This window comes from candidate division KSB1 bacterium (genome assembly GCA_022562085.1).
Taxonomy (GTDB): domain Bacteria; phylum Zhuqueibacterota; class Zhuqueibacteria; order Oceanimicrobiales; family Oceanimicrobiaceae; genus Oceanimicrobium.
Window position 1 is genome coordinate 32,211 of the sequence record JADFPY010000001.1, and the last position, 20,030, is coordinate 52,240.

The window sequence follows — 20,030 nt, forward strand, 5'->3', positions numbered from 1 at the left end:
ATAATTGATGTTGCGAAAAACCCTAACCTGTATTTTGATTTTAACCGTAAATATTATTTGTGTTTCTGCCCAAAACAATCTTTTTATAACTTTAAGTCATGTAAAAGCTCGTCCGTTAGCGATGGGTGGCGCCTTTACGGCAGTTGAAGGTGATCTGGCAGCGATCAATTTTAACCCCGCGGCATTTTCGCTTTTTGAAGTAAAAAAATCAAAACGCTTCACATTTTTTTTGAACCCAGTCGCGCCGATTATTGGGACCATTGAAAACAAAATGTTATTTCAAGGCAGTGGTTCTAAGATTGACGATTATTTGTTTTCGCTGGGCCTTCTTTTAAAATCCATTTCTCTCTCTCTTGGATCAATCGATTTCAGCTTTTTGCTTAGTGAGGAGAGCTTAAATTTACCTGACACCTTTGTTGATGAAAAATTCTTTAGAGTTTCAGGATTTCGTCAAAATCATTCGCACACCTTTGCTGCTCGTTTAAAACTCGCAGATAGAGTTTCCTTGGGCGGTTCCGCCAGCGTTTTGTTCGGAAGCCAGGAAGCTGACCCCTTAAAACGCGAGAGAGGATTTGGTTTCAGTTACGGAATTTTGTTAAAACCCGAAAAAGGACTAAACATTGGGGTTTCTTTTTTTAATATGCCGGATTCGTTGAAAGAATTTAGATTGCAAAGCGAAAGAATCGTCGACGAGTCCGTTAATGTTGGTGTATCTTATCAGCCTTTTAGCGGCACTCAGCTTTCACTCGATGTTCGAAACCTGGGGGAAGAGGGTTCAGAAGCCGTGCGGGAATTTCATTTTGGGCTTGAGCAGGTCATATTTTCACATATAGCAATTCGTGTAGGGTATTTTTTTAAGGGGGATGGCGACAACGTTTTTAGTGGAGGGGTTGGCCTTTTCGACTGGAATACTATTTTTGATTTGGAGGATGCTTTTAGCCATCGAAATTTTGTGCTTAATTATGCGTTTGTTTATGAAGAAACCGGAGTGACCATCGACCGTAGGCATTTTCTGTCTTTTTTGCTGAGATTGTGATATTCGTTCACTGCTTAGTCGCTTACAATCCGGTGGAACTTTGAAGATCATAATAAGTTAGTATGAGGTGCTCTTTAAAAAACAGACAATACTGATCGGCTTCTTATGGCTCATTGCAAGTCTTTCAAATCGTTGTTTGGCTCAAGAAAGCAATTTTCAGTTTATTTCAAGTTTGACAGACAGCTTATTGGATCTGGCTACGACTCAAATACCTGGTGAAAAGACAAGTCAAGCTATTCTTAGAGGTTTAGAAGACAACAACATAAACTGGTTTTTTGAAGATAGACTTGTAGAGTTATTAAAACGAAAGAATATAGCTCATATTTATTTTGAAGATCAAGTTGACAGATCACGTGGTTCTGTGAATTCATCCCTGACTTTTCAATATAAAGTATCGAAACTGGACGTTAAATATAACAAGCAAAGCAGGAATTCAAATAGGGTTAAAAGAATTGCTGAAGTTGGCTTTTTTTTGAGAATTATTCAACATGCCACGGGGACGGTTTTATTGAGTAAAAACTTCGAAGCAACGAAAGAAGGGTGGCTTGATGTAAACCAGGAAAATTTGCAACAGACAAAAGATATTCAATTTAACCAGGGTCAACCAAAACAAAAAAAAAGAAATATCCTTCAACCGATATTAATTTCAAGTATTACTGGCATTATCGTATATTTGTTTTATGGATTGCGGAGCCGATAAATTTGAAAAGAATAAGTGATTTAAGGTAGGTGAATGATAGTTAATTTAACAAAGCATTGGAAATGGTTACTGATCTTAATAATAGTTCAGTTCGGATGTAAATCCTACAACGTGAAACCCAATCTCACAGCAGAAAAGCGAATTGAGTTAGCAAGGGTGATGTTTAAGAATAAAGATTATGTTGAGGCTAAAACTCAATATAAAATTTTGACCTTGAATAATCCCGGGCTACAATTTATTGATGAAGCGCAGTTTTTTTTAGGTGAATGTCACTTTAATATAAAAGAATACATACTCGCTGCGGACGAATATAGTCGTTTGACTCGTTTGTACCCGAGGAGTCCCTGGGTTGACGACGCCTATCTTAAGATTGCACTCTGTAACTATAAACTCTCACCGAAGCCCGCTTTAGATCAAAAATATACCAAATTAGCCGTTTTGCATTTTTCAGCATTTATTGAGGATTACCCCAATAGCGAGTTAGTACCCGAAGCTGAACGCCTGCTGAAAATATGCAGAACTAAATTAGCTGAAAAGGAATTTATGGCCGGTGTGCTCTATCGAAAATTAGATATTAATTACGCAGCGCTTGTATATTTTGATAGCGTTTTGGAAAACTATTATGATACAAAATTTGCCAGAGATGCTTTATTTTTAAAAGGTGAAAGCTTGTATGAGTTAGATCGAAAAATTGAGGCAGATGAAGCCTTTAAAGAACTTATTTCTAAATATCCAAAAAGCAAACATGTGATTCGAGCGAAAAGGCGTATTAAAGAAATCAGATCAGAAGTAGCAAAAGTACGTAAGGCAAACGGCATTTCTCCTTCCGGCAAGCAACAAAAAAAACAACCATGAGATTAAATTGAAGATCGGCTTGTATGGTGGCACGTTTGATCCAATTCACACCGTCCATTTATTAATTGCTCAATATATCGGCGAAGAGTTAAACCTTCAAAAAATAATTTTCATTCCTTCCGCAAGCCCTCCACATAAAAAAGTCTATGCAAAGCCTGAGCATCGTCTTCGAATGGTTCAACTTGCTATCTCAGACAATCCTGTATTTGAATGCTCTGATTTTGAAATTAAGACGGAAGGAACATCTTTTAGTGTTGACACTATCGGAGAGCTTAAAAAGCAGCTTGAAATGGATAAACAAAATCTTTTTTGGATAATTGGTTCTGATAATTTTGTAGATTTTCCGAATTGGAAAGATCCGGGTAAAATTTTTGACTTATGTAACCTTGTGGTTTTTCCAAGAAACGCTGATGATTTTGAGAGGGCTCCAAAAGAATATCGGGAACAAACGCTCTACTTAAAAAACACGCCATTATTAGATATTTCCTCTACCCGAATTCGTTCCTTAGTCGAGGAAAAACGCTCAATTGAATATTGGGTTCCGCCTGCTGTCGAAGCGTTTATTCACTCTGAAAAACTTTATGTTTAAACGTAATAATAATAGTAGATTAGAAATCAGAATACCTGCTTTTTGTTTCCAGATTTCAAACGTAAAAAAGACTTGCTTTTCTATGACTAATACATTATTTTTTGAGAAAAAATCAGAACAGCAATGGTATATTGGACTTCATTTCATATTTTTAAATTTATTATAAAAATATTTTTTCGCGGGAAGTGCTACAACAGAGAAAATATACCGAAAAATGGTCCATTCATCGGTATTATTAATCACAGCAGTTTATTTGAGATACCGGCTGCTTTAACGTTAGCTTTTAAACACCGGGCAGCAACAATGGTGAAGCATTCGTTGTTTTCTGTTCCTGTATTGGGTTGGTGGTTAAATGCAGTTGACATGTTAGAAATGAAAGCGATGATGAATCTTTTAAGTGGGCATTAAGTCTATTGAAAAAGGGACGTGTCGTTTTTATGGCGCGGGAAGGAACAAGAAAATATGATCCAGGAAATCCGCCTCGTGCTCGTACAGGTTTCGTGCGGTTAGCCCAGGAAGCAGATTGTCCGGTTGTTCCAATAGCTGTTGCAGGGACAAGAGAAGTCCTGCCGCCGGGAGGCAAAATTCCCTCGATTTGTTAAGGTTACCGCAAATGTAGGCAAAGAAATCCGATTTAAAAAAGTGAACGCTAATTTAAAAACCGTGCTAAACTCCAGGAGCAAGCAACCCAAGCAATGAGGGCAATCCATCAGCTTAAGGATGATCTTTTGACGAAATATAATTATTGGATTTCAACAAGTATTTTTTATTTGGATGCTTTTGATCAATAAATCATTTTGGAGGATTTGATGAACAGCAAGGGTATCAACAAAAATGAAACACTAAAAATAAGACTATCTGGATACAATCCCGACGATGATATTGAAGATTGGGCAGAAGACGATGAATGGGATGATGAACACGAGGATGACCTCGATGAAACCGAGGATAATGGCGAGGATGATGATGTTAATTTTGAAGAAGACTGGAATTAGCCTGATTCGATAAGTTTTGATTACGAGAAAATACCCACATCAACCGCTGCTGGGTGTTGGAGCTGTTATTCTTAAAAATGACAAGATTCTCCTGGTTAAAAGGAAGTTTGAACCAAAAGCCCGGTTTTGGACTTTGCCTGGTGGGATGGTGGAATTAGGCGAAAGTCTTGATCAGGCTCTGAAACGAGAAATTCGCGAAGAGTGCGGTATCAAAATTGAGCCCCAAAAAATCATCGATGTGATTGATTACATTGAAAGAGATGAAGACGATCAGGTTAAATACCATTATCTTTTAGTCGACTTTCAAGCTGAACACATTGGTGGCACACTATCGCCTTCCTCTGATGTGCTCGATGCCGGCTGGTTTGATTTAAGCGAACTAAGTGGACTCACCCTTCCTGAAATTACCCAAGAATTTCTTAAAAAACATTGCTATATAGATTAACCCTCAGCCATTTTTTTAAAATGAAATATTTTACTAAAGTATCGGGCAGGGAACTGCAAGTTGAAGTTGTTGAATCGGATGGCGGACTCTCTCTTATTGTAAACGGCAAACCCCACCATGCTGAACTTGATAGAATTGGCTCAGACAATCTTTTTTCCTTAATCATAGACAATCGCTCTCATCAATTGTTTTTCGAGGAGGCAGACAACGGGCATTGGGTTTCCGTCGATGGTCACAAGTTTTTTGTTGAATTAGAAGATGAGAAGACGCGCTTTATCCGCGGATTAATCAAATCCGGTGCTAAGCCTCAAGGGCTGACCGCAATTAAAGCACCGATGCCCGGCTTAATTATAAAACTTTTTGTAAAGGAAAATCAGCCGGTCAAAAAAGGTGACGGACTGGTTATCATTGAGGCCATGAAAATGGAAAATGAAATTCGTGCGAATGGCGACGGCACCGTGGGAAAGATCTTAATAAATGAAGGAGATTCAGTCGACAAAGGCGCGGTGCTAATTATAATGAAATAAGTTTTCATCTCGAAAATCTTCACAGTTTAGTAGTTTAGAAAAACCATGCCACCAAAAACCATCGGTGTCCTTGGCGGAATGGGACCTGATGCAACAGCGCTGTTTTTTCAAAGAGTCATTGCGCTAACCCCGGCCCAATCCGATCAAGAACACATCCCGGTAATTATTTATAACAATCCTCAAATTCCTGATCGGACCCAGGCCATCCTGGAGGGGGGAGAAAGCCCGATTCCTGCCCTTAAAGATTCGATTGCACTTCTTCGAAGAGCATCAGTAGATTTTATTTGCATTCCGTGCAATACGGTTCATGTTTATTATGATGAAATGCAAAAGGGCTCGAATGTGCCGATTGTCAATCTGATTGAAGTCGTTGTTGATCGAATTTTAAACGAACTCCCGGATCTTAGACAGGTTGGACTACTTTCCACTGTCGGCACAATAAAATCCTGTCTCTATCACAATGCGCTGCTAAAAAATAGTATTGAGTTGATAACACCGGACGAAGGCCAGCATGGTAACTTGCAAAACGCCATCCACGAATTAAAAAACCATTCCAACGATACCGCCATTGTTCAGTCGTTGGCAAATGATCTAATCGATACAGGCGTTCAGGGATTAATATTAGGGTGTACTGAACTCTCCCTTATTGCAAAAGATCTTTTGTTAAGTGTACCCGTTTTTGATTCGATTGAAATTTTAGCAGAAAAAGCAGTTCAGCTGGCTTTGGGAAAATAAAAAAGCCCCCAGCATACGCCAGGGGCCCGGAGGGAGGAAAAAATGATATATTAGAGGAAGCGATATCCTGTACCATGTATTGTTTCAATGTATTGAGACGGGTATTTGTATTCACCCAGTTTCTCACGTAACCTTTTGATATGAACATCCACTGTTCTGTTGGTGACGTAGACCTTCTTTCCCCATACTCTATCGAGAATTTCTTTCCGTGAAAATACATTCATTCTGCGAGATGCCAGGAGATAAAGCAGTTTAAATTGAATGTAAGTTAAATCGATTTGCTTACCGCCTTTACTTACACGATGCTCATCAAGGTTGATTTCGATATCTTTGACTTTTATCTTTTTTCCTTCGCTTACATTTAGTCTTCGGCCAAGCGCTTTGATTCTGGCAACGAGTTCGCGTTTGCTGTAAGGCTTGCTAACGAAATCATCAGCGCCAATCTCAAAACCTTTGATTTTCACAGATTCATCATCAGTCGATGAAACCAAGATAATACCGGTTCCGCGTGTTGCAATGTCATCTTTTAGTTCCAGACAGGTTGACCAGGCATTATCTCCAAATTCATCAAGATCGATGATAATAACCGAAGGTTTTGTACGCATTGTCACTTCCAGAGCATTCCGAAGAGTCTCGAAATGATTCGGCACGTAGCCTTCTCGTTCCAAGATTTCATCTACAACTCTGCCGCCGTTGAGCAAGGATTTGTCAAAAAATACGATGTTCGCTTTTTCTACCTTTTCCATGGTTTGGCCTCCAAAGAGTTATGTTACTATTTAATTCTTATTTCACTTTCAGAATTTGAATTATTCCATTAATTCAGGTCTCACACCGAGAGACGTTGTCTTGTCAAAACTTGTATTCAATGTCTCTAAACTCTTCCTTTAAAATTTTGTTTAGGGCAATCCGGCGATCCCGGTGTGAGACGATTGCTTTACACCATGATGTGTGATTTGAATTTCAATTATGAAATCTGTGGGTTCTTTTCGCAACATCTGTGCCATTAATAGACACTTTTTGTCATGTTTCCTGTTTTAAAGCAATTGTTGTTTCTAGAAAGATATCGGTATCTTTAACGATTTAAATAAGTTAATAGCGGACGGAAAATGCAATTTTTGTAAAGAAATAATGTTTCGTTTATATACATTGCGGTAATACTGTTTATCTCAAGATAGATTTTATACGGTTAGAAATCGGGCAACTGACCGAAAACAGTACATATTTTTCGCAAAATGATACAACATTTCAATAATTATTAACGTTTTGAGATAAATAATTGCTTTTTTCGATGATATGTATTTTTGTATAGAATTTACCTGATTCCGGGGAAGAAAAGCTAGGCAAAGTGATGCTTCTAATTAAGATTTTGTGCCTAAAAAGACCTTGCAAATTGATTTTAATTGTGGTATATTCTCCCCGAATTATTTGAGAATTAGTTGACTAAACAACCGGAGGCTTTATGCAGCAAACGAAAGTTCTCATAATGGGAGCAGCTGGTAGAGATTTTCATAATTTCAATTTATTATATAAGGATAATGAGAAGTACAAGGTTGTGGCTTTTACAGCCACTCAAATTCCGGATATCGAAGGTAGAACGTATCCTGCTGAGTTAGCAGGCAGCCTGTATCCCGATGGCATTCCAATTCATCACGAGGATGAACTGGAATGCTTGATTAAAGAGAAGCAAATCGATGAAGTGGTATTTTCATATAGCGATGTTTCCCACGAATATGTTATGCACCGTGCTGCTTCAGTAAATGCAGCCGGCGCATCCTTTGTTTTGCTAAATACGCAAAAAACGATGATAAAAAGCAAAAAGCCCGTGGTTGCAATTTGTGCAGTAAGAACCGGTTGTGGTAAAAGTCAGACCACTCGGAAAGTAGCATCGGTTCTAAAAGAAATGGGTAAGAAATTAGTCATTGTACGCCATCCGATGCCTTACGGGAATTTGGTCGCGCAAAAGTGCCAAAGGTTCGCGAATTATGACGATTTAGAAAAACACGACTGCACAATTGAAGAACGGGAAGAGTATGAACCGCACCTGGCAATGGGATCAATCGTTTACTCAGGAATAGATTATGGGGAGATTTTATCCCAGGCACAAGCAGAGGCAGATGTTGTCATCTGGGATGGCGGCAACAATGATACACCTTTTTTTAAACCTGACATGCATATTGTTGTCACGGATCCACTTCGGCCCGGGCATGAGCTGAGATACTATCCCGGTGAGACCAATTTGCGCATGGCTGATGTGGTAGTTATTAATAAAGAGGGAAGTGCGAAGCTGGAAGATATTGAGAAAGTGCGGGAAAATGCGCTTAAGCTAAATGGCAAAGCAATTGTAATTGATGCAGTGTCTCCTATCTCCGTTGAAGACTCGTCTATTATTAGAGGTAAAAAAGTTTTAGCTGTCGAAGACGGGCCGACCCTCACCCACGGTGAAATGAAGTTTGGAGCAGCTGTGGTCGCGGCGAAAAAGTTCGGTGCTGCGGAAATTGTCGACCCCAGGCCATTTCTTGCAGGTTCTTTAAAGAAGACATTTGAAATTTATCCTGAAGTTGGTAGGGTTTTGCCTGCCATGGGATACGATTCTGCGCAAATGAAGGATCTGGAGACGACAATTAATAATACTGACTGTGAGGTGGTTATTATCGGTACGCCGATTGATCTCAGGAAATTGATCAATATAAACAAACCCGCGGTTCGTGTGACCTACGATCTTCAGGAGGTTGGTAAACCGAATCTGGAGGACGTCCTCCAAAAGTTTGCATAGAGCCTAGTATGACGGTGGATGATTCAAATAGCGGCACAATTGCGGTGGTCGCACTTGGGGGAAATTCCATTACACGGGAATTCGAGGAAGGAAACATAGCGCAGCAATTTGAAAATACGCGCCGGAGTCTCCTGGGTGTTCTTCACCTTATAAAAAAAGGTTACCGCCTGGCAATCACGCACGGCAATGGCCCGCAAGTTGGAAACAACCTGATTCGGGTTGAGGAAAGTCGGCATTTGGTTCCACCGCTGCCTCTGGGCGTCATTGTTGCGGATTTACAAGGCGGCATGGGCTATATGATCCAGCAGACATTACAAAATAAACTGCATCTTGCCGGAATTAAACGCGAAGTCTCCACAATTTTGACCCAGGTAATTGTAGATAAGGATGATCCTTCTATTTTAGAGCCGGCCAAGTTCGTCGGCCCTTATATAAAAGAGACGGAAATAGATGAAGTTACACAGAAGCGCGGCTGGATTATAAAAGAGGATCCCGGCAGAGGTTACCGCAGGGTTGTTCCATCTCCTGTTCCAATTGAAATTGTTGAGAAAGAAACCATCAAACATTTGGTTGAAAACGGCACCATTTTAATCTGCAGTGGCGGTGGCGGGATTCCGGTTTATGTTGAAAAGGATGGGACTTATGAAGGCGTCGATGCGGTTATTGACAAAGATTTGGCAGCGGCGATCCTGGCACGAAATATTAAGGCCGAGGAGTTATATATTTTAACCGCTGTTGAAAAAGTTGCTTTAAACTTTCGCAAACCGGATGAAATTCAACTGGATAAAATGACAGTCCAACAAGCCAGACAGTATCTGGAGGATGGCCAATTTCCGGAAGGCAGTATGGGGCCGAAGATTCAAGCGGCTATCAATTTTATCGAAGAAGGTGGCAAAGAAGTGGTTATTAGCTCAATTGAGAAAATGACGGATGCTGCTGAAGGAAAAACGGGAACAAAGATTGTCGCTTAAGCCGAGATATTAAATAAATTTATAGCCGCTTTTGTCGATTATTATTAAGAATTGTTTCAAAAAATTTTGAATATCCTAATGTAAGGGAGGTAAATTTGAAAATTCACGAATATCAGGCAAAGGCAATATTGAAAAATTTTGGCGTTGAGGTGCCTCGCGGCCATCTGGCGGAAACAGCGGCCGATGCCAAAAAGTTTGCCGCTGAATTAGGGGGGACTGTAGTTGTAAAAGCCCAAATACACGCGGGCGGTCGCGGCAAAGGGGGCGGTATAAAAATTGCCAAAAACGCTGACGAAGCCGAAGCTTTCGCAAGGGAAATGATCGGCATGAATCTCGTCACCCATCAAACCGGGCCGGAAGGCAAAGAAGTCCGTAAGGTCTTGATTGAAGAAAGGTTGGATATCGAACGCGAGTTTTATTTGGGAATCGTTTTAGACCGTGCCCAAAGCCAACTGGTTTTTATGGCCAGTACCGAAGGCGGTGTAGAAATTGAAAAGGTGGCCAGCGAAACTCCGGAAAAAATTATAAAAGAACACATCGATCTTGCAGTCGGGTTGCAGCCTTTTCAAGCGAGAAAGTTAGCGTTCGGTTTAGGCTTGAAAGGTGAACAGGTAAAGAATGCTTTAAAGTTTTTCAGTGCGTTGTACAAAGCATTTATAGAGTCGGACTGTTCAATGGCGGAAATTAATCCGCTTGTTGTCACCAAAGATGGCAATGTGCTCGCCTTAGATGCAAAAATAAATTTCGATGACAATGCTTTGTACCGTCATAAAGACTTTGCTGAACTACGGGACTTGCATGAGGAAGAACCGCTGGAAGTTGAAGCATCTAAATATGGCTTAAACTATATTAAGCTGGACGGTGTTGTGGGCTGCATGGTAAATGGCGCAGGCCTGGCAATGGCGACTATGGATATGATAAAAATTGCCGGCTCTGAACCGGCTAATTTTTTAGACGTTGGCGGCGGCGCAAGCGCCGAAACCGTGGAAAATGGCTTCAAAATTTTGTTGTCCGACAAAAATGTCAAGGCGGTTTTGATTAATATTTTTGGCGGCATTGTGCGCTGCGATCGTGTTGCTAAGGGCGTCATTGAGGCAGCTTCGAAAATAGATATTAAGGTGCCAGTAGTGGTTAGACTGGAAGGCACAAACGCGGAAGAAGCCGCAAAACTCTTGGAAGAGTCTGACTTATCTTTCGAGGTTGGACGAAGTTTTCAGGAGGCTGCTGAAAAAATAGTTGCAGCAATCACTTGATTATTACTTAAGGACGAAGTTTTTATAAAATCGCGAAGGAGAACTAAATTGAGCATATTAGTTGATGAAAACACTCGAGTTGTTGTTCAGGGGATAACTGGAGGTGAAGGGTCATTTCATACTCGCCAGATGATTGAATACGGGACAAATGTTGTTGCCGGTGTCACGCCGGGTAAAGGCGGCCAAAAGTTCGATGACAAGGTGCCTGTTTTTAATACTTTAAATGAAGCGGTTGCAGAGACAGGGGCGAATGCATCTGCTATTTTTGTACCGCCGCCATTTGCCGCTGATGCAATTATGGAGTCCGCAGATGCCGGAATTATTTTGGTGGTTTGCATCACAGAAGGTATTCCAACTTTAGATATGTTAAAAGTCCACGCATATTTAAAAGATCGCAGCACTCGCCTCATCGGCCCGAATTGTCCCGGGGTTATTTCACCGGGAAAATGCAAAATCGGAATCATGCCCGGTTTTATTCATAAACCCGGCAAGGTTGGTCTTATTTCTCGAAGTGGCACACTCACCTATGAAGCTGTGAAGCAGCTTAGCGACTTAGGAATCGGTCAATCAACTTGCATCGGAATTGGCGGCGATCCGATTATTGGTACAACGTTTACCGATGCGCTTAAAGTCTTCAAAAGTGATACTGATACTGAAGCGATTGTTATGATTGGTGAGATTGGCGGAACGGCTGAGCAAGAGGCCGCTGCTTATATAAAGGAAAATCTGGACAAACCGGTAGTTGCTTTTGTAGCCGGTCGAACGGCGCCTCCAGGAAGAAGGATGGGACACGCCGGCGCAATTATTTCGGGAAGCGAAGGGACCGCAACTGAAAAAACAGAGATTTTGCGGAACGCCGGCGTTCATGTGGCTGACACCCCGGCAGATATCGGTGCAACGATGCAGAGAGCTTTAAACTAAACAATATTTTATCAACTTATTTCAGGATTGGAATTTTCAATTTTTAACGTAAGGAGAACAAGTTGGAGCTAACGTTAGCAATTTTAAAACCAGATTGTGTGGGAGCAAATAAAATAGGTAAAGTAGTAGATAGAATTGAAGCAGCAGGCTTTAAGATTCTTGCAATGAAGATGGTTCGCTTAACAAAAGAAACCGCCAGTGAGTTTTATGCAGTACATAAGGAGAGACCGTTTTTTCAGGATTTAGTGCAGTTCATGAGTTCAGGAAAATGTGTCCCGATGGCTCTGGCCAAAGAAAATTCAGTCGCTGATTTCAGAAAACTTATAGGCGCAACCGATCCGGTAGAAGCTGAGCAAGGCAGTATCCGCCGGGATTTTGCCGAAAGTAAGCAAAACAACATTGTCCACGGCTCTGATTCTGTTGAAAATGGAAAACTTGAAATCGGCTTCTTCTTTTCTGAAAAGGAACTTGTTGAGAATAATCCAGCTTAATTAGCTCACCCAATTTTTTCTTGACTCTTGGCGAAAGAAATCTTACATTAATCGTCTTACTTGCAGACCTTGAATGTATGAAAATAAACGTTCACAGCTTAAACAACGGCGTCCATATCTTTGAATTCGACTTAGATAGCTCTGAGTTGGATCTGGAAAAACAAAATTTTTCTATTACAGAAATAGCTTTAAAATGTACCGTAAATAAAGGCGAGAAAAACGTTTATATAACTTCCAAGGCAAGGACTCGGGTTCGTTTTGTTTGTGATAGTTGCTTGGTCGATTTTGCCGATGTTTTAGAAGATGAATTTTCTATATTTTATACTTCAGATAAAGAAACGGTTAAATACGATGACGAGCAAGTCGTTCGGTTACTCAAGCCGGGAACCCCAATAGACCTGACCTATGGACTAAAAGAGAACCTGCTTTTAACCATCCCGATGAAAATTGTGTGTTCGGATGATTGCAAGGGTTTGTGTTTGACTTGCGGTATAAATTTGAATGAAGCGAAATGTAATTGCAAAAAAACTGCAGTTGATCCAAGATGGGCGGGCTTAGAAAAATTAAGAAACGAATCACCAGGTGTAAATTGAGTTAAATAAGGAGAAACAGTTGCCATTACCTAAAAGAAGACATTCGAAATCACGGAGAGACAAAAGAAAAACGCATTGGAAACTGACTGCGCCGAATGTAGCAGAATGCTCTAACTGTCATCAACCAAAACTGCCGCACCATGCTTGCCCAAATTGCGGCTATTATAATGGGCGCTCTGTCTTTGTTCCAAAAGAAGTTTAATCTTGTAGAGTGGAGATTGAGGTTAATGTCTATGGGGGGGCCTAACCACAATAACTTAAGAAATAATGAAGATCGCTATTGACGCTATGGGCGGGGACTATGCCCCCGAAGCTATCATCCATGGAGGCGTTGAAGCCGCGAAGTCTGGGAAAGGCGAATATGAAGTCGTATTTGTTGGAGACGAATCCACAATAAGTTCAATTCTTTCCAGACATTTTAGAATCCAAGAATATCCAATATCAATTATTCATGCATCTCAAAAAATCGAGATGGGTGAGTCTCCTACCGCTGCTTTGAAAAAAAAACCTGATGCTTCTGTTGTTGTTGCGATGGAGTTGCACACACAGGGCAAGGTCGATGCCGTTGTAACTGCAGGTCATACCGGCGCTTCGATGGCCTCAGCTTTCTTTAGTTTGGGTAGGATAAAAGGAGTCAGGCGTCCTGCCATCGGCTCTCTTATCCCTTATGGACAGGGGGTGACTTTACTCATTGATGTCGGTGCCAATTTGGAATGCAAACCGATTCACCTGTTACAGTTTGGCGTAATGGGTGATATTTATATGAAAAATGTTTATCATATTGCTGAACCCAAGGTAGGTTTACTTAATATTGGTGAGGAAGCGACAAAGGGTAGAGAAATTCACAAAGAAGGAAATATACTTCTTGCTGAAAGTAACTTGAATTTCGTTGGAAATGTCGAGGGCAGAGATATCATGAGTGGACTTGTAGATGTAATTGTCTGCGAGGGTTTTATCGGCAATATTGTTTTGAAATTTGCTGAGAGTTTTAACGGCGTTTACTCAAAAACTCTAAAAAGAAAGATTGGGAAAAAAGTGTTTTCAAACGTCGGTGCGTTTCTTTTAAAGCCGACGTTTAAGAGGTTGCGTAGAATTTATGACTATGAAGAATATGGCGGCGCGCCTTTGTTAGGCATAAACGGAACCTGTATGATTTGCCACGGGAGTTCGACGCCCAAGGCAATTATGCACGCAGTAATTGAAGCAAGCTCCATGATTAAGCAACGGGTGAATGAAAAGATAAGTCAAGAACTTGTCGGAATGATGGAGGAGGGAAAAAATGCAGAATAACGATGTGAGTTCAATGATCCGCGGGATAGGTGCGGCCGTTCCGGAGAGAATTCTCACCAATGCCGATTTGGCAAAAATAGTGGATACCAGTGACCAGTGGATTCAGGAGCGCACGGGAATGAAAGTCCGGCATATAGTCGACGATAAGGTTCAGAATTCTGACCTATCTGCGCAAGCTGCAAAGAAAGCTTTGGACGATGCACAAATGACCGCCGAAGAAATCGATACAATTATCGTCGCGACAGTGACCGGCGATGTCACATTCCCTGCCACTGCTTGCTATGTCCAGGAAAAAATTGGCGCCGTAAATGCCGCCGCTTTTGATATTTCGGCCGCGTGTTCAGGTTTCCTTTTCGGACTCAGTATAGCCGACGGATTTATCGCATCCGGAAAAAGCAAGAATGTCCTAATCATTGGCTGCGAAGTTCTCTCCAGAATATTAGATTGGAAAGACCGGACAACCTGTATTTTATTTGGCGATGCTGCAGGTGCTGCCGTGGTGGGCCCGGCAAATGGCGACGGCCGTGGTGTTTTAGGAACATTCATCAAAACCGATGGCAGACTCGCTCAATTGTTGTGGATGCCCGGCGGCGGTACCCGTTTCCCTGCGGAAGTAGCTTTAAGTGAGAACTTAAATAATATCAAAATGAAGGGACAGGAAGTATTCAAAGCAGCGGTTACCGCAATGGGTGACGCAGCAGTCCATATATTGAAAAAAACCGGGCTAACGCCGGATGAGATCGATCTGTTGATCCCTCATCAGGCCAATATCAGAATCATTAATGCGACTGCACGCCGGTTAAAAATGCCGATAGAAAAAGTTTTTATAAACGTACAAGACTACGGCAATACTTCCTCAGCCTCTATTCCGTTGGCACTCGCCGAAGCGCGGCAAAAAGGAATTTTAAAAGAGGGCGACGTTTGTCTGATGGTGACCTTTGGTGGCGGTTTTACCTGGGGTTCGGCCGCGGTTCGTTTTTAAGTCAATTTACGATTTTGAATTTGGAGGAAGTTGTAAATCGGCAAATTAGCATTTGTTTTTCCGGGTCAAGGTTCACAGTTTGTTGGGATGGCAAAAGACCTTTATGACCACTTTGAAGATGTTAAACAAACCTATGAGAACGCCAATCAAATTCTGGGTTTTGATTTAGCCGATATTTGTTTTAAGGGACCCGAGGAAAAACTAAGGCAAACCCGTGTCACTCAGCCGGCGATTTTTGTACACAGCACTGTTTTAGTAAAGCTTTTGTTTGAAAAGAATAGTAAGCCGGAAATGGCCGCGGGACATAGTCTTGGCGAGTATTCCGCTCTTTACGCTGCGGAAGCTTTGACCTTCGAAGATGGATTAAGACTGGTAAAAGTTCGAGCAGAGCTCATGCAAAAGGCCAGTGAACTCAACGAAGGGACTATGGCGGCGTTTATTGGCCTGCAAGAGGATGTCGTCGCGGAGGTCTGTGAAACCGCAAGTTCTGTGGGAGTGGTTCAGGTAGCGAACTTTAATTCACCTGGGCAAGTTGTGATTTCCGGCTCCGTTGCCGGTGTCAATCGCGCTATCGAAATCGCTAAAGAAAAAGGGGCAAAGCGGGCAATCCCGCTTGTGGTTGGAGGTGCCTTTCATTCACCTTTGATGGAGTATGCTTCAGAAGGGCTGCAGAAAGCGCTCGCGGAAGTTGAGATTAGGCCGGCAAGTATGCCTGTTTATTCAAATGTCCACGCAAAACCAGTCACTCAACCTGACGAAATCAAGCAGCTTTTAGCGGAACAGCTAACTAGTCCGGTGCGCTGGGTGGAAATTGTTGAGAGCATGATTCAAGATGGCGCTACTGAGTTTCATGAAGTTGGTCCCGGTTCAGTTTTAAGAGGCCTTTTAAGACGGATTAACAGAGAAGTCACCGGAAAATCCATAGATAAATTAGAAAATCTTCAAAGTTATTAAATCCTGGAATAGTCTTCACAGGCTTCTTGAGCCAATTAATCAGTCATATCTTGCGTGTTAATTGAAATGCTGGGATATTTTGACAAAAACGGAGACGATTTATGAAGTTAAAAGATAAAGTAGCAATTGTTACTGGTTCTGCACGCGGGATCGGCAGAGCAATTGCTCTGGAATTGGTGAGAAATGGTGCAAAATTGGTGATTTGTGATCTCAACATGGATGATATTCAAATAGTTGTTGATCAATTCACTGAAATGGGCGGCGAGGCTAAAGGATTTGTCTCGAATGTGACACAGGCCGAAGACGCTCAACAACTGATTGACAAAACCATTGAGGCATTCGGTAAAGTTGATATTTTAGTAAACAATGCTGGAATTACACGAGATAATTTGTTGATGCGGATGAAAGAAGATGAATGGGATGCTGTTATTGCCGTTAATTTAAAAGGGACGTATAACTGTATTCGAGCCATTGCCAAACCATTCATAAAGCAGCGGTCTGGAAAAATAATTAATCTTGCATCTGTAGTTGGTCAAATAGGAAATGCCGGCCAAGTAAATTATTCAGCTTCAAAAGCCGGAGTAATTGGCCTGACCAAAAGTGTAGCTAAAGAATTAGCAGCACGCAATGTTCGGGTGAATGCAATTGCACCCGGATTTATACAAACAGATATGACCGCCAAGTTGACAGAAAAAGCAAAAGAAGAATTAACCAATGCCATTCCTCTGGGTAAGCTTGGCCAGCCTGAAGATGTAGCTAAGGTTGTTTTATTCTTGGCTTCTGATGATGCGGCTTACATTACTGGGCAAGTTATTAATGTTGACGGTGGTATGGTGATGTAGCATCTCTACCATGTCATTTCGACCGAAGGGAGAAATCTTGTTACGATTATGAATCGCAAGGTTACTTAGGCCTCCCTAAAATTGCAAAATAAATAGTTATAGAAAAATTTTAATCAAATAAAGGAGGAGAGTTTAATGGCACTAAAAGACAAAGTTAACGAAATAATTGTAGATCAACTGGGTGTTGACGCAGGCGAAGTAAAGGACGGAGCTTCATTTATCGATGATCTCGGAGCTGACTCATTGGACACAGTGGAACTTGTAATGGCATTTGAGGAGGAGTTTGACATTGAAATTCCGGATGAAGACGCAGAAAAGTTAAACACCGTTGGTGATGCAGTCAAGTACTTAGATGCAAAATTGGCGAGCAAAGAATAAAGCACATTTTTCATAAAATTTCCAAAATTATTTAAATTTAGATGTCTTCCATGGCCAAAACCATAGAACTAAAAAGAGTCGTAGTCACCGGTATGGGCGTCGTTTCTCCATTAGGTCACGAGGTGCATGAATTTTGGCAAAATTTGCTGGCCGGTAAAAACGGTATCGACACGATAACCGGTTTTGATACTGCCGATTTTACTACCAAATTCGCTGGCGAAATTAAAGACTTTTCGCCGGAGGAATTCATCGACCGCAAAGAAAGCCGGAGAATGGACCGATTTACGCAGTTTGCCGTTGTTGCTGCTGGAAAAGCTGTAAAACATTCCGGCATCGATTTTGATAACGAAGACAAAGATCGAATCGGCGTTATTGTCAGCTCGGGGATTGGCGGGATGCAAACCTTCGAGCAACAATCGCGCACGCTCATTGAGCGCGGCCCCCGGCGAATCAGTCCGTTTTTTATTCCAATGATGATTACCGACATTGCACCCGGCCAAATATCCATACGATATGGTTTAAGAGGACCCAATTTCTCTACGGTCTCGGCTTGCGCCTCCAGCTCACACGCTATTGGCGAGGCCTTCAGAACTATCCAGCGAGGCGATGCCGATGTAATGTTGTGTGGCGGCTCTGAAGCAACAGTTTCACCCATGGGAATTGGTGGCTTTAACGCAATGAAGGCTTTGTCTACTCGAAATGACGAGCCTCAAAAAGCCAGCCGGCCCTTTGACAAACACAGGGACGGCTTTGTCATGGGAGAGGGTGGAGGTATTATTATTCTGGAAAGCCTTGAGCATGCTCTAGACCGAGGCGCTGAAATTTGGGGCGAAGTGGCGGGCGTTGGTTATACGGCAGATGCCCACCACATTACGGCCCCGGCACCCGGTGGGGAAGGTGCAAGGGTTGCCATGCAAAAGGCCCTGCGTGATGGTGATTTGGCACCAGAAGACATTGACTATGTGAACACTCATGGTACCTCGACCCCGCATGGTGATATTGCCGAAACCAATGCAATTAAAGCAGTTTTCGGTGATCACGCTTACAAAATGAATATTAACTCTACAAAATCTATGATTGGTCATTTACTCGGTGCATCCGGTAGTGTGGAATTTATCGTGACCACCATGTCTATTAAACAAGATACGGTTCACCCAACGATCAATCAGGAAGAGCCGGATCCGGAATGTGATTTAGATTACACAGCAAATGAATACAGAAAAAGATCGGTTCGGGCTGCTGTTTCAAATTCCTTTGGATTCGGCGGCCACAACGTTTCAATTGTGGTGAAAAAATATCAAAATTAAATCGGATAGTCGAAAAGTTAAGTCAAACAAATTAATTTGGACGGAGTTTACCCGATCGGTGCCGAAAAGTTCAGGATGAAGATAAGCATTCTTCATGGTGAACCCTTTGGTAAGGTCGGATGAACTTAGTCGACCCCTGACTTTAAATTACACCTTTTCGGCCGCTAAGCAACCCCAAATTTTGTTACATCTTAGTATGCTCAACTGGCTAAAGCTTCGTTTTAAGAAAACTCCTTCCAATTCAAAACCGCAAATAGATTTTACGGCACTCAAAGAAACGATTGGCTATGACTTTGTTAATGAAGAGTTCTTTGTCCAGGCGCTCAAACATCGTTCCTATTTACCAGTAGCTCAGGAAAATCGAATCGACTCAAACGAGCGGCTTGAACTCCTCGGTGATGCCGTCTTGGGATTGGTCGTTGTCGAGCATTTGTACCGGCGTTTTCCGGACAAAGACGAAGGTGAGCTGACGAACATGAAATCTCTCATCGTCAGCAGGAGAATTTTGGCCAAAATTGCCCAGGCATTGAAGCTGGGAGATTTCCTTTTGTTAAGCGAGGCAGAAGACAAATCAGGCGGCCGAGAACGAGCCTCGATCAATTCCGATGCTATGGAAGCAATCATGGGAGCAATTTATATCGATGGCGGTTTGGAGCCTGCGCGCGAATTCATTGAGCAGAAGGTTCTTTGTAACTTCGATGAACTTATTTCCGAAGAGCTGCACAAGAACTTTAAGAGCATGCTTTTGGAGTATGCACAGAGTCAGAGTCTGGGTTCTCCGTTCTACTCAGTTCACTCAGTGAACGGCCCGGATCATGAAAAAGAATTTACCATCGAAGTGAAAATCCAGGATGATGTTCTAGGAACAGGAACCGCCAACAGCAAGAAGCGAGCTGAACAGTTGGCAGCTCGAGAGGCGTTGAAGAGTTTGTATATAATTTAATATCCTTTTGTTAAAAAATCATTTCTTTGCATAAACGAGTTTTCCCCCTACAATCGTGTAGAGCACCTCAACATTGCGGATATTGTTCGCCCGGATTGTAAGAAGATCCTCGGAGAGCACGATCATATCCGCCAGTTTTCCAGGCACAATCGAGCCTTTTATATGATCTTCAAAGGAAGCATACGCAGATGTAAGGGTGTATGCTTCAATTGCCTCCTCAACGGTTATTTTTTGTTCGGGGAACCAGCCGTCGGGATTAGCGCCGTCGGTGGTTCGCCGGGTAACAGCAGCATCGATGCCGAGAATCGGATTCAGCGGGGCAACCGTCCAGTCGGAGCCGAAGCACATCTTGACGCCGCTGTCCAGAAATGTGCGAAATGGGTACGTGGTTTTACACCGCTCATGGCCGATGCGTTTTTCCGCCCAGCGGCCATCATCGATCGCGTGATA

The 20,030-nt window shown here is 42.1% G+C and carries 26 protein-coding genes; 24 read left to right on the forward strand and 2 right to left on the reverse strand.

The window, feature by feature from the left end; genetic code table 11:
- Positions 1 to 7: 7 nt before the first annotated feature.
- The 10 genes from IH879_00135 to IH879_00180 all read left to right on the forward strand — a co-directional run bounded on the left by IH879_00135 (position 8) and on the right by IH879_00180 (position 5,882).
- Positions 8 to 1,036, forward strand: a complete 1,029-nt coding sequence (locus IH879_00135) for a hypothetical protein (GenBank protein ID MCH7673340.1) — start codon at positions 8 to 10, stop codon at positions 1,034 to 1,036.
- A 67-nt stretch (positions 1,037 to 1,103) separates the two neighbouring features.
- Positions 1,104 to 1,736 (forward strand): hypothetical protein, encoded by a 633-nt coding sequence (locus tag IH879_00140; protein MCH7673341.1) that lies wholly within the window; start codon positions 1,104 to 1,106, stop codon positions 1,734 to 1,736.
- 33 nt (positions 1,737 to 1,769) lie between these two features.
- Positions 1,770 to 2,591: an outer membrane protein assembly factor BamD gene (gene bamD / locus IH879_00145; GenBank protein ID MCH7673342.1), complete on the forward strand. Its 822-nt coding sequence runs from the start codon at positions 1,770 to 1,772 to the stop codon at positions 2,589 to 2,591.
- A 7-nt stretch (positions 2,592 to 2,598) separates the two neighbouring features.
- Positions 2,599 to 3,180 (forward strand): nicotinate (nicotinamide) nucleotide adenylyltransferase, encoded by a 582-nt coding sequence (gene nadD, locus IH879_00150; protein ID MCH7673343.1) that lies wholly within the window; start codon positions 2,599 to 2,601, stop codon positions 3,178 to 3,180.
- A gap of 123 nt (positions 3,181 to 3,303) precedes the next feature.
- Positions 3,304 to 3,588, forward strand: coding sequence for a 1-acyl-sn-glycerol-3-phosphate acyltransferase (locus IH879_00155; protein ID MCH7673344.1), 285 nt, complete (start codon positions 3,304 to 3,306; stop codon positions 3,586 to 3,588).
- A 5-nt stretch (positions 3,589 to 3,593) separates the two neighbouring features.
- A complete protein-coding gene (locus IH879_00160; protein ID MCH7673345.1) occupies positions 3,594 to 3,782 on the forward strand; it encodes a 1-acyl-sn-glycerol-3-phosphate acyltransferase in 189 nt (62 codons plus the stop codon).
- Between the two features lie 207 nt (positions 3,783 to 3,989).
- Positions 3,990 to 4,175 (forward strand): hypothetical protein, encoded by a 186-nt coding sequence (locus IH879_00165; GenBank protein MCH7673346.1) that lies wholly within the window; start codon positions 3,990 to 3,992, stop codon positions 4,173 to 4,175.
- Between the two features lie 16 nt (positions 4,176 to 4,191).
- Positions 4,192 to 4,620, forward strand: a complete 429-nt coding sequence (locus IH879_00170; GenBank protein MCH7673347.1) for an NUDIX hydrolase — start codon at positions 4,192 to 4,194, stop codon at positions 4,618 to 4,620.
- A 20-nt stretch (positions 4,621 to 4,640) separates the two neighbouring features.
- The gene (locus IH879_00175; GenBank protein ID MCH7673348.1) at positions 4,641 to 5,147 is read left to right on the forward strand and encodes a biotin/lipoyl-binding protein; all 507 of its coding nucleotides are present in this window, start codon (positions 4,641 to 4,643) and stop codon (positions 5,145 to 5,147) included.
- A gap of 45 nt (positions 5,148 to 5,192) precedes the next feature.
- Positions 5,193 to 5,882 carry an amino acid racemase gene (locus IH879_00180; GenBank protein MCH7673349.1) on the forward strand — a complete coding sequence of 230 codons (690 nt, stop codon included), beginning with the start codon at positions 5,193 to 5,195 and terminating at the stop codon, positions 5,880 to 5,882.
- 50 nt (positions 5,883 to 5,932) lie between these two features.
- Here the strand turns inward: IH879_00180 and IH879_00185 are convergent, their stop codons facing one another.
- On the reverse strand, positions 5,933 to 6,628 hold the full coding sequence (locus IH879_00185; protein ID MCH7673350.1) for a response regulator transcription factor: 696 nt from the start codon (positions 6,626 to 6,628) through the stop codon (positions 5,933 to 5,935).
- A gap of 713 nt (positions 6,629 to 7,341) precedes the next feature.
- On the opposite strand from IH879_00185, the gene IH879_00190 reads away from it, so the two are divergent.
- The 14 genes from IH879_00190 to rnc all read left to right on the forward strand — a co-directional run bounded on the left by IH879_00190 (position 7,342) and on the right by rnc (position 19,580).
- Positions 7,342 to 8,655, forward strand: coding sequence for a GTPase (locus tag IH879_00190; GenBank protein MCH7673351.1), 1,314 nt, complete (start codon positions 7,342 to 7,344; stop codon positions 8,653 to 8,655).
- An 8-nt stretch (positions 8,656 to 8,663) separates the two neighbouring features.
- A complete protein-coding gene (gene arcC / locus IH879_00195; GenBank protein ID MCH7673352.1) occupies positions 8,664 to 9,626 on the forward strand; it encodes a carbamate kinase in 963 nt (320 codons plus the stop codon).
- Between the two features lie 95 nt (positions 9,627 to 9,721).
- Positions 9,722 to 10,879 carry an ADP-forming succinate--CoA ligase subunit beta gene (sucC, locus tag IH879_00200; GenBank protein MCH7673353.1) on the forward strand — a complete coding sequence of 386 codons (1,158 nt, stop codon included), beginning with the start codon at positions 9,722 to 9,724 and terminating at the stop codon, positions 10,877 to 10,879.
- Between the two features lie 48 nt (positions 10,880 to 10,927).
- Positions 10,928 to 11,800, forward strand: coding sequence for a succinate--CoA ligase subunit alpha (sucD, locus tag IH879_00205; GenBank protein ID MCH7673354.1), 873 nt, complete (start codon positions 10,928 to 10,930; stop codon positions 11,798 to 11,800).
- A 62-nt stretch (positions 11,801 to 11,862) separates the two neighbouring features.
- Complete coding sequence (gene ndk, locus IH879_00210; protein ID MCH7673355.1) at positions 11,863 to 12,291, forward strand: nucleoside-diphosphate kinase; 429 nt, start codon at positions 11,863 to 11,865, stop codon at positions 12,289 to 12,291.
- Between the two features lie 20 nt (positions 12,292 to 12,311).
- Complete coding sequence (locus tag IH879_00215) at positions 12,312 to 12,884, forward strand: DUF177 domain-containing protein (GenBank protein MCH7673356.1); 573 nt, start codon at positions 12,312 to 12,314, stop codon at positions 12,882 to 12,884.
- Positions 12,885 to 12,903: 19 nt separating this feature from the next.
- Entirely contained in the window at positions 12,904 to 13,086 is a 183-nt protein-coding gene (gene rpmF / locus IH879_00220; protein ID MCH7673357.1) for a 50S ribosomal protein L32, read from the forward strand.
- A gap of 65 nt (positions 13,087 to 13,151) precedes the next feature.
- Positions 13,152 to 14,174, forward strand: coding sequence for a phosphate acyltransferase PlsX (gene plsX, locus IH879_00225; GenBank protein ID MCH7673358.1), 1,023 nt, complete (start codon positions 13,152 to 13,154; stop codon positions 14,172 to 14,174).
- A gap of 4 nt (positions 14,175 to 14,178) precedes the next feature.
- Positions 14,179 to 15,156: a ketoacyl-ACP synthase III gene (locus tag IH879_00230; GenBank protein MCH7673359.1), complete on the forward strand. Its 978-nt coding sequence runs from the start codon at positions 14,179 to 14,181 to the stop codon at positions 15,154 to 15,156.
- Positions 15,157 to 15,192: 36 nt separating this feature from the next.
- A complete protein-coding gene (gene fabD, locus IH879_00235; GenBank protein MCH7673360.1) occupies positions 15,193 to 16,110 on the forward strand; it encodes an ACP S-malonyltransferase in 918 nt (305 codons plus the stop codon).
- Positions 16,111 to 16,211: 101 nt separating this feature from the next.
- Positions 16,212 to 16,952: a 3-oxoacyl-[acyl-carrier-protein] reductase gene (fabG, locus tag IH879_00240; GenBank protein ID MCH7673361.1), complete on the forward strand. Its 741-nt coding sequence runs from the start codon at positions 16,212 to 16,214 to the stop codon at positions 16,950 to 16,952.
- 135 nt (positions 16,953 to 17,087) lie between these two features.
- Positions 17,088 to 17,330, forward strand: coding sequence for an acyl carrier protein (locus IH879_00245; GenBank protein ID MCH7673362.1), 243 nt, complete (start codon positions 17,088 to 17,090; stop codon positions 17,328 to 17,330).
- Between the two features lie 50 nt (positions 17,331 to 17,380).
- Positions 17,381 to 18,637 carry a beta-ketoacyl-ACP synthase II gene (fabF, locus tag IH879_00250; protein ID MCH7673363.1) on the forward strand — a complete coding sequence of 419 codons (1,257 nt, stop codon included), beginning with the start codon at positions 17,381 to 17,383 and terminating at the stop codon, positions 18,635 to 18,637.
- A gap of 181 nt (positions 18,638 to 18,818) precedes the next feature.
- On the forward strand, positions 18,819 to 19,580 hold the full coding sequence (rnc, locus tag IH879_00255) for a ribonuclease III (GenBank protein MCH7673364.1): 762 nt from the start codon (positions 18,819 to 18,821) through the stop codon (positions 19,578 to 19,580).
- Positions 19,581 to 19,598: 18 nt separating this feature from the next.
- Here the strand turns inward: rnc and IH879_00260 are convergent.
- On the reverse strand, positions 19,599 to 20,030 hold a 432-nt coding region (locus IH879_00260), incomplete at its 5' end, for an amidohydrolase family protein (GenBank protein MCH7673365.1).

Excerpts from the sequence above, each read along its gene's own strand:
- arcC (MCH7673352.1), top strand. The coding sequence starts at position 8,664 with ATGACGGTGGATGATTCAAATAGCGGCACAATTGCGGTGGTCGCACTT.
- IH879_00155 (MCH7673344.1), top strand. The coding sequence starts at position 3,304 with ATGGTATATTGGACTTCATTTCATATTTTTAAATTTATTATAAAAATA.
- IH879_00245 (MCH7673362.1), top strand. The coding sequence starts at position 17,088 with ATGGCACTAAAAGACAAAGTTAACGAAATAATTGTAGATCAACTGGGT.
- IH879_00190 (MCH7673351.1), top strand. The coding sequence starts at position 7,342 with ATGCAGCAAACGAAAGTTCTCATAATGGGAGCAGCTGGTAGAGATTTT.
- IH879_00185 (MCH7673350.1), bottom strand. The coding sequence starts at position 6,628 with ATGGAAAAGGTAGAAAAAGCGAACATCGTATTTTTTGACAAATCCTTG.
- plsX (MCH7673358.1), top strand. The coding sequence starts at position 13,152 with ATGAAGATCGCTATTGACGCTATGGGCGGGGACTATGCCCCCGAAGCT.
- IH879_00180 (MCH7673349.1), top strand. The coding sequence starts at position 5,193 with ATGCCACCAAAAACCATCGGTGTCCTTGGCGGAATGGGACCTGATGCA.
- IH879_00165 (MCH7673346.1), top strand. The coding sequence starts at position 3,990 with ATGAACAGCAAGGGTATCAACAAAAATGAAACACTAAAAATAAGACTA.
- fabF (MCH7673363.1), top strand. The coding sequence starts at position 17,381 with ATGGCCAAAACCATAGAACTAAAAAGAGTCGTAGTCACCGGTATGGGC.
- bamD (MCH7673342.1), top strand. The coding sequence starts at position 1,770 with ATGATAGTTAATTTAACAAAGCATTGGAAATGGTTACTGATCTTAATA.
- IH879_00175 (MCH7673348.1), top strand. The coding sequence starts at position 4,641 with ATGAAATATTTTACTAAAGTATCGGGCAGGGAACTGCAAGTTGAAGTT.
- IH879_00135 (MCH7673340.1), top strand. The coding sequence starts at position 8 with ATGTTGCGAAAAACCCTAACCTGTATTTTGATTTTAACCGTAAATATT.
- fabG (MCH7673361.1), top strand. The coding sequence starts at position 16,212 with ATGAAGTTAAAAGATAAAGTAGCAATTGTTACTGGTTCTGCACGCGGG.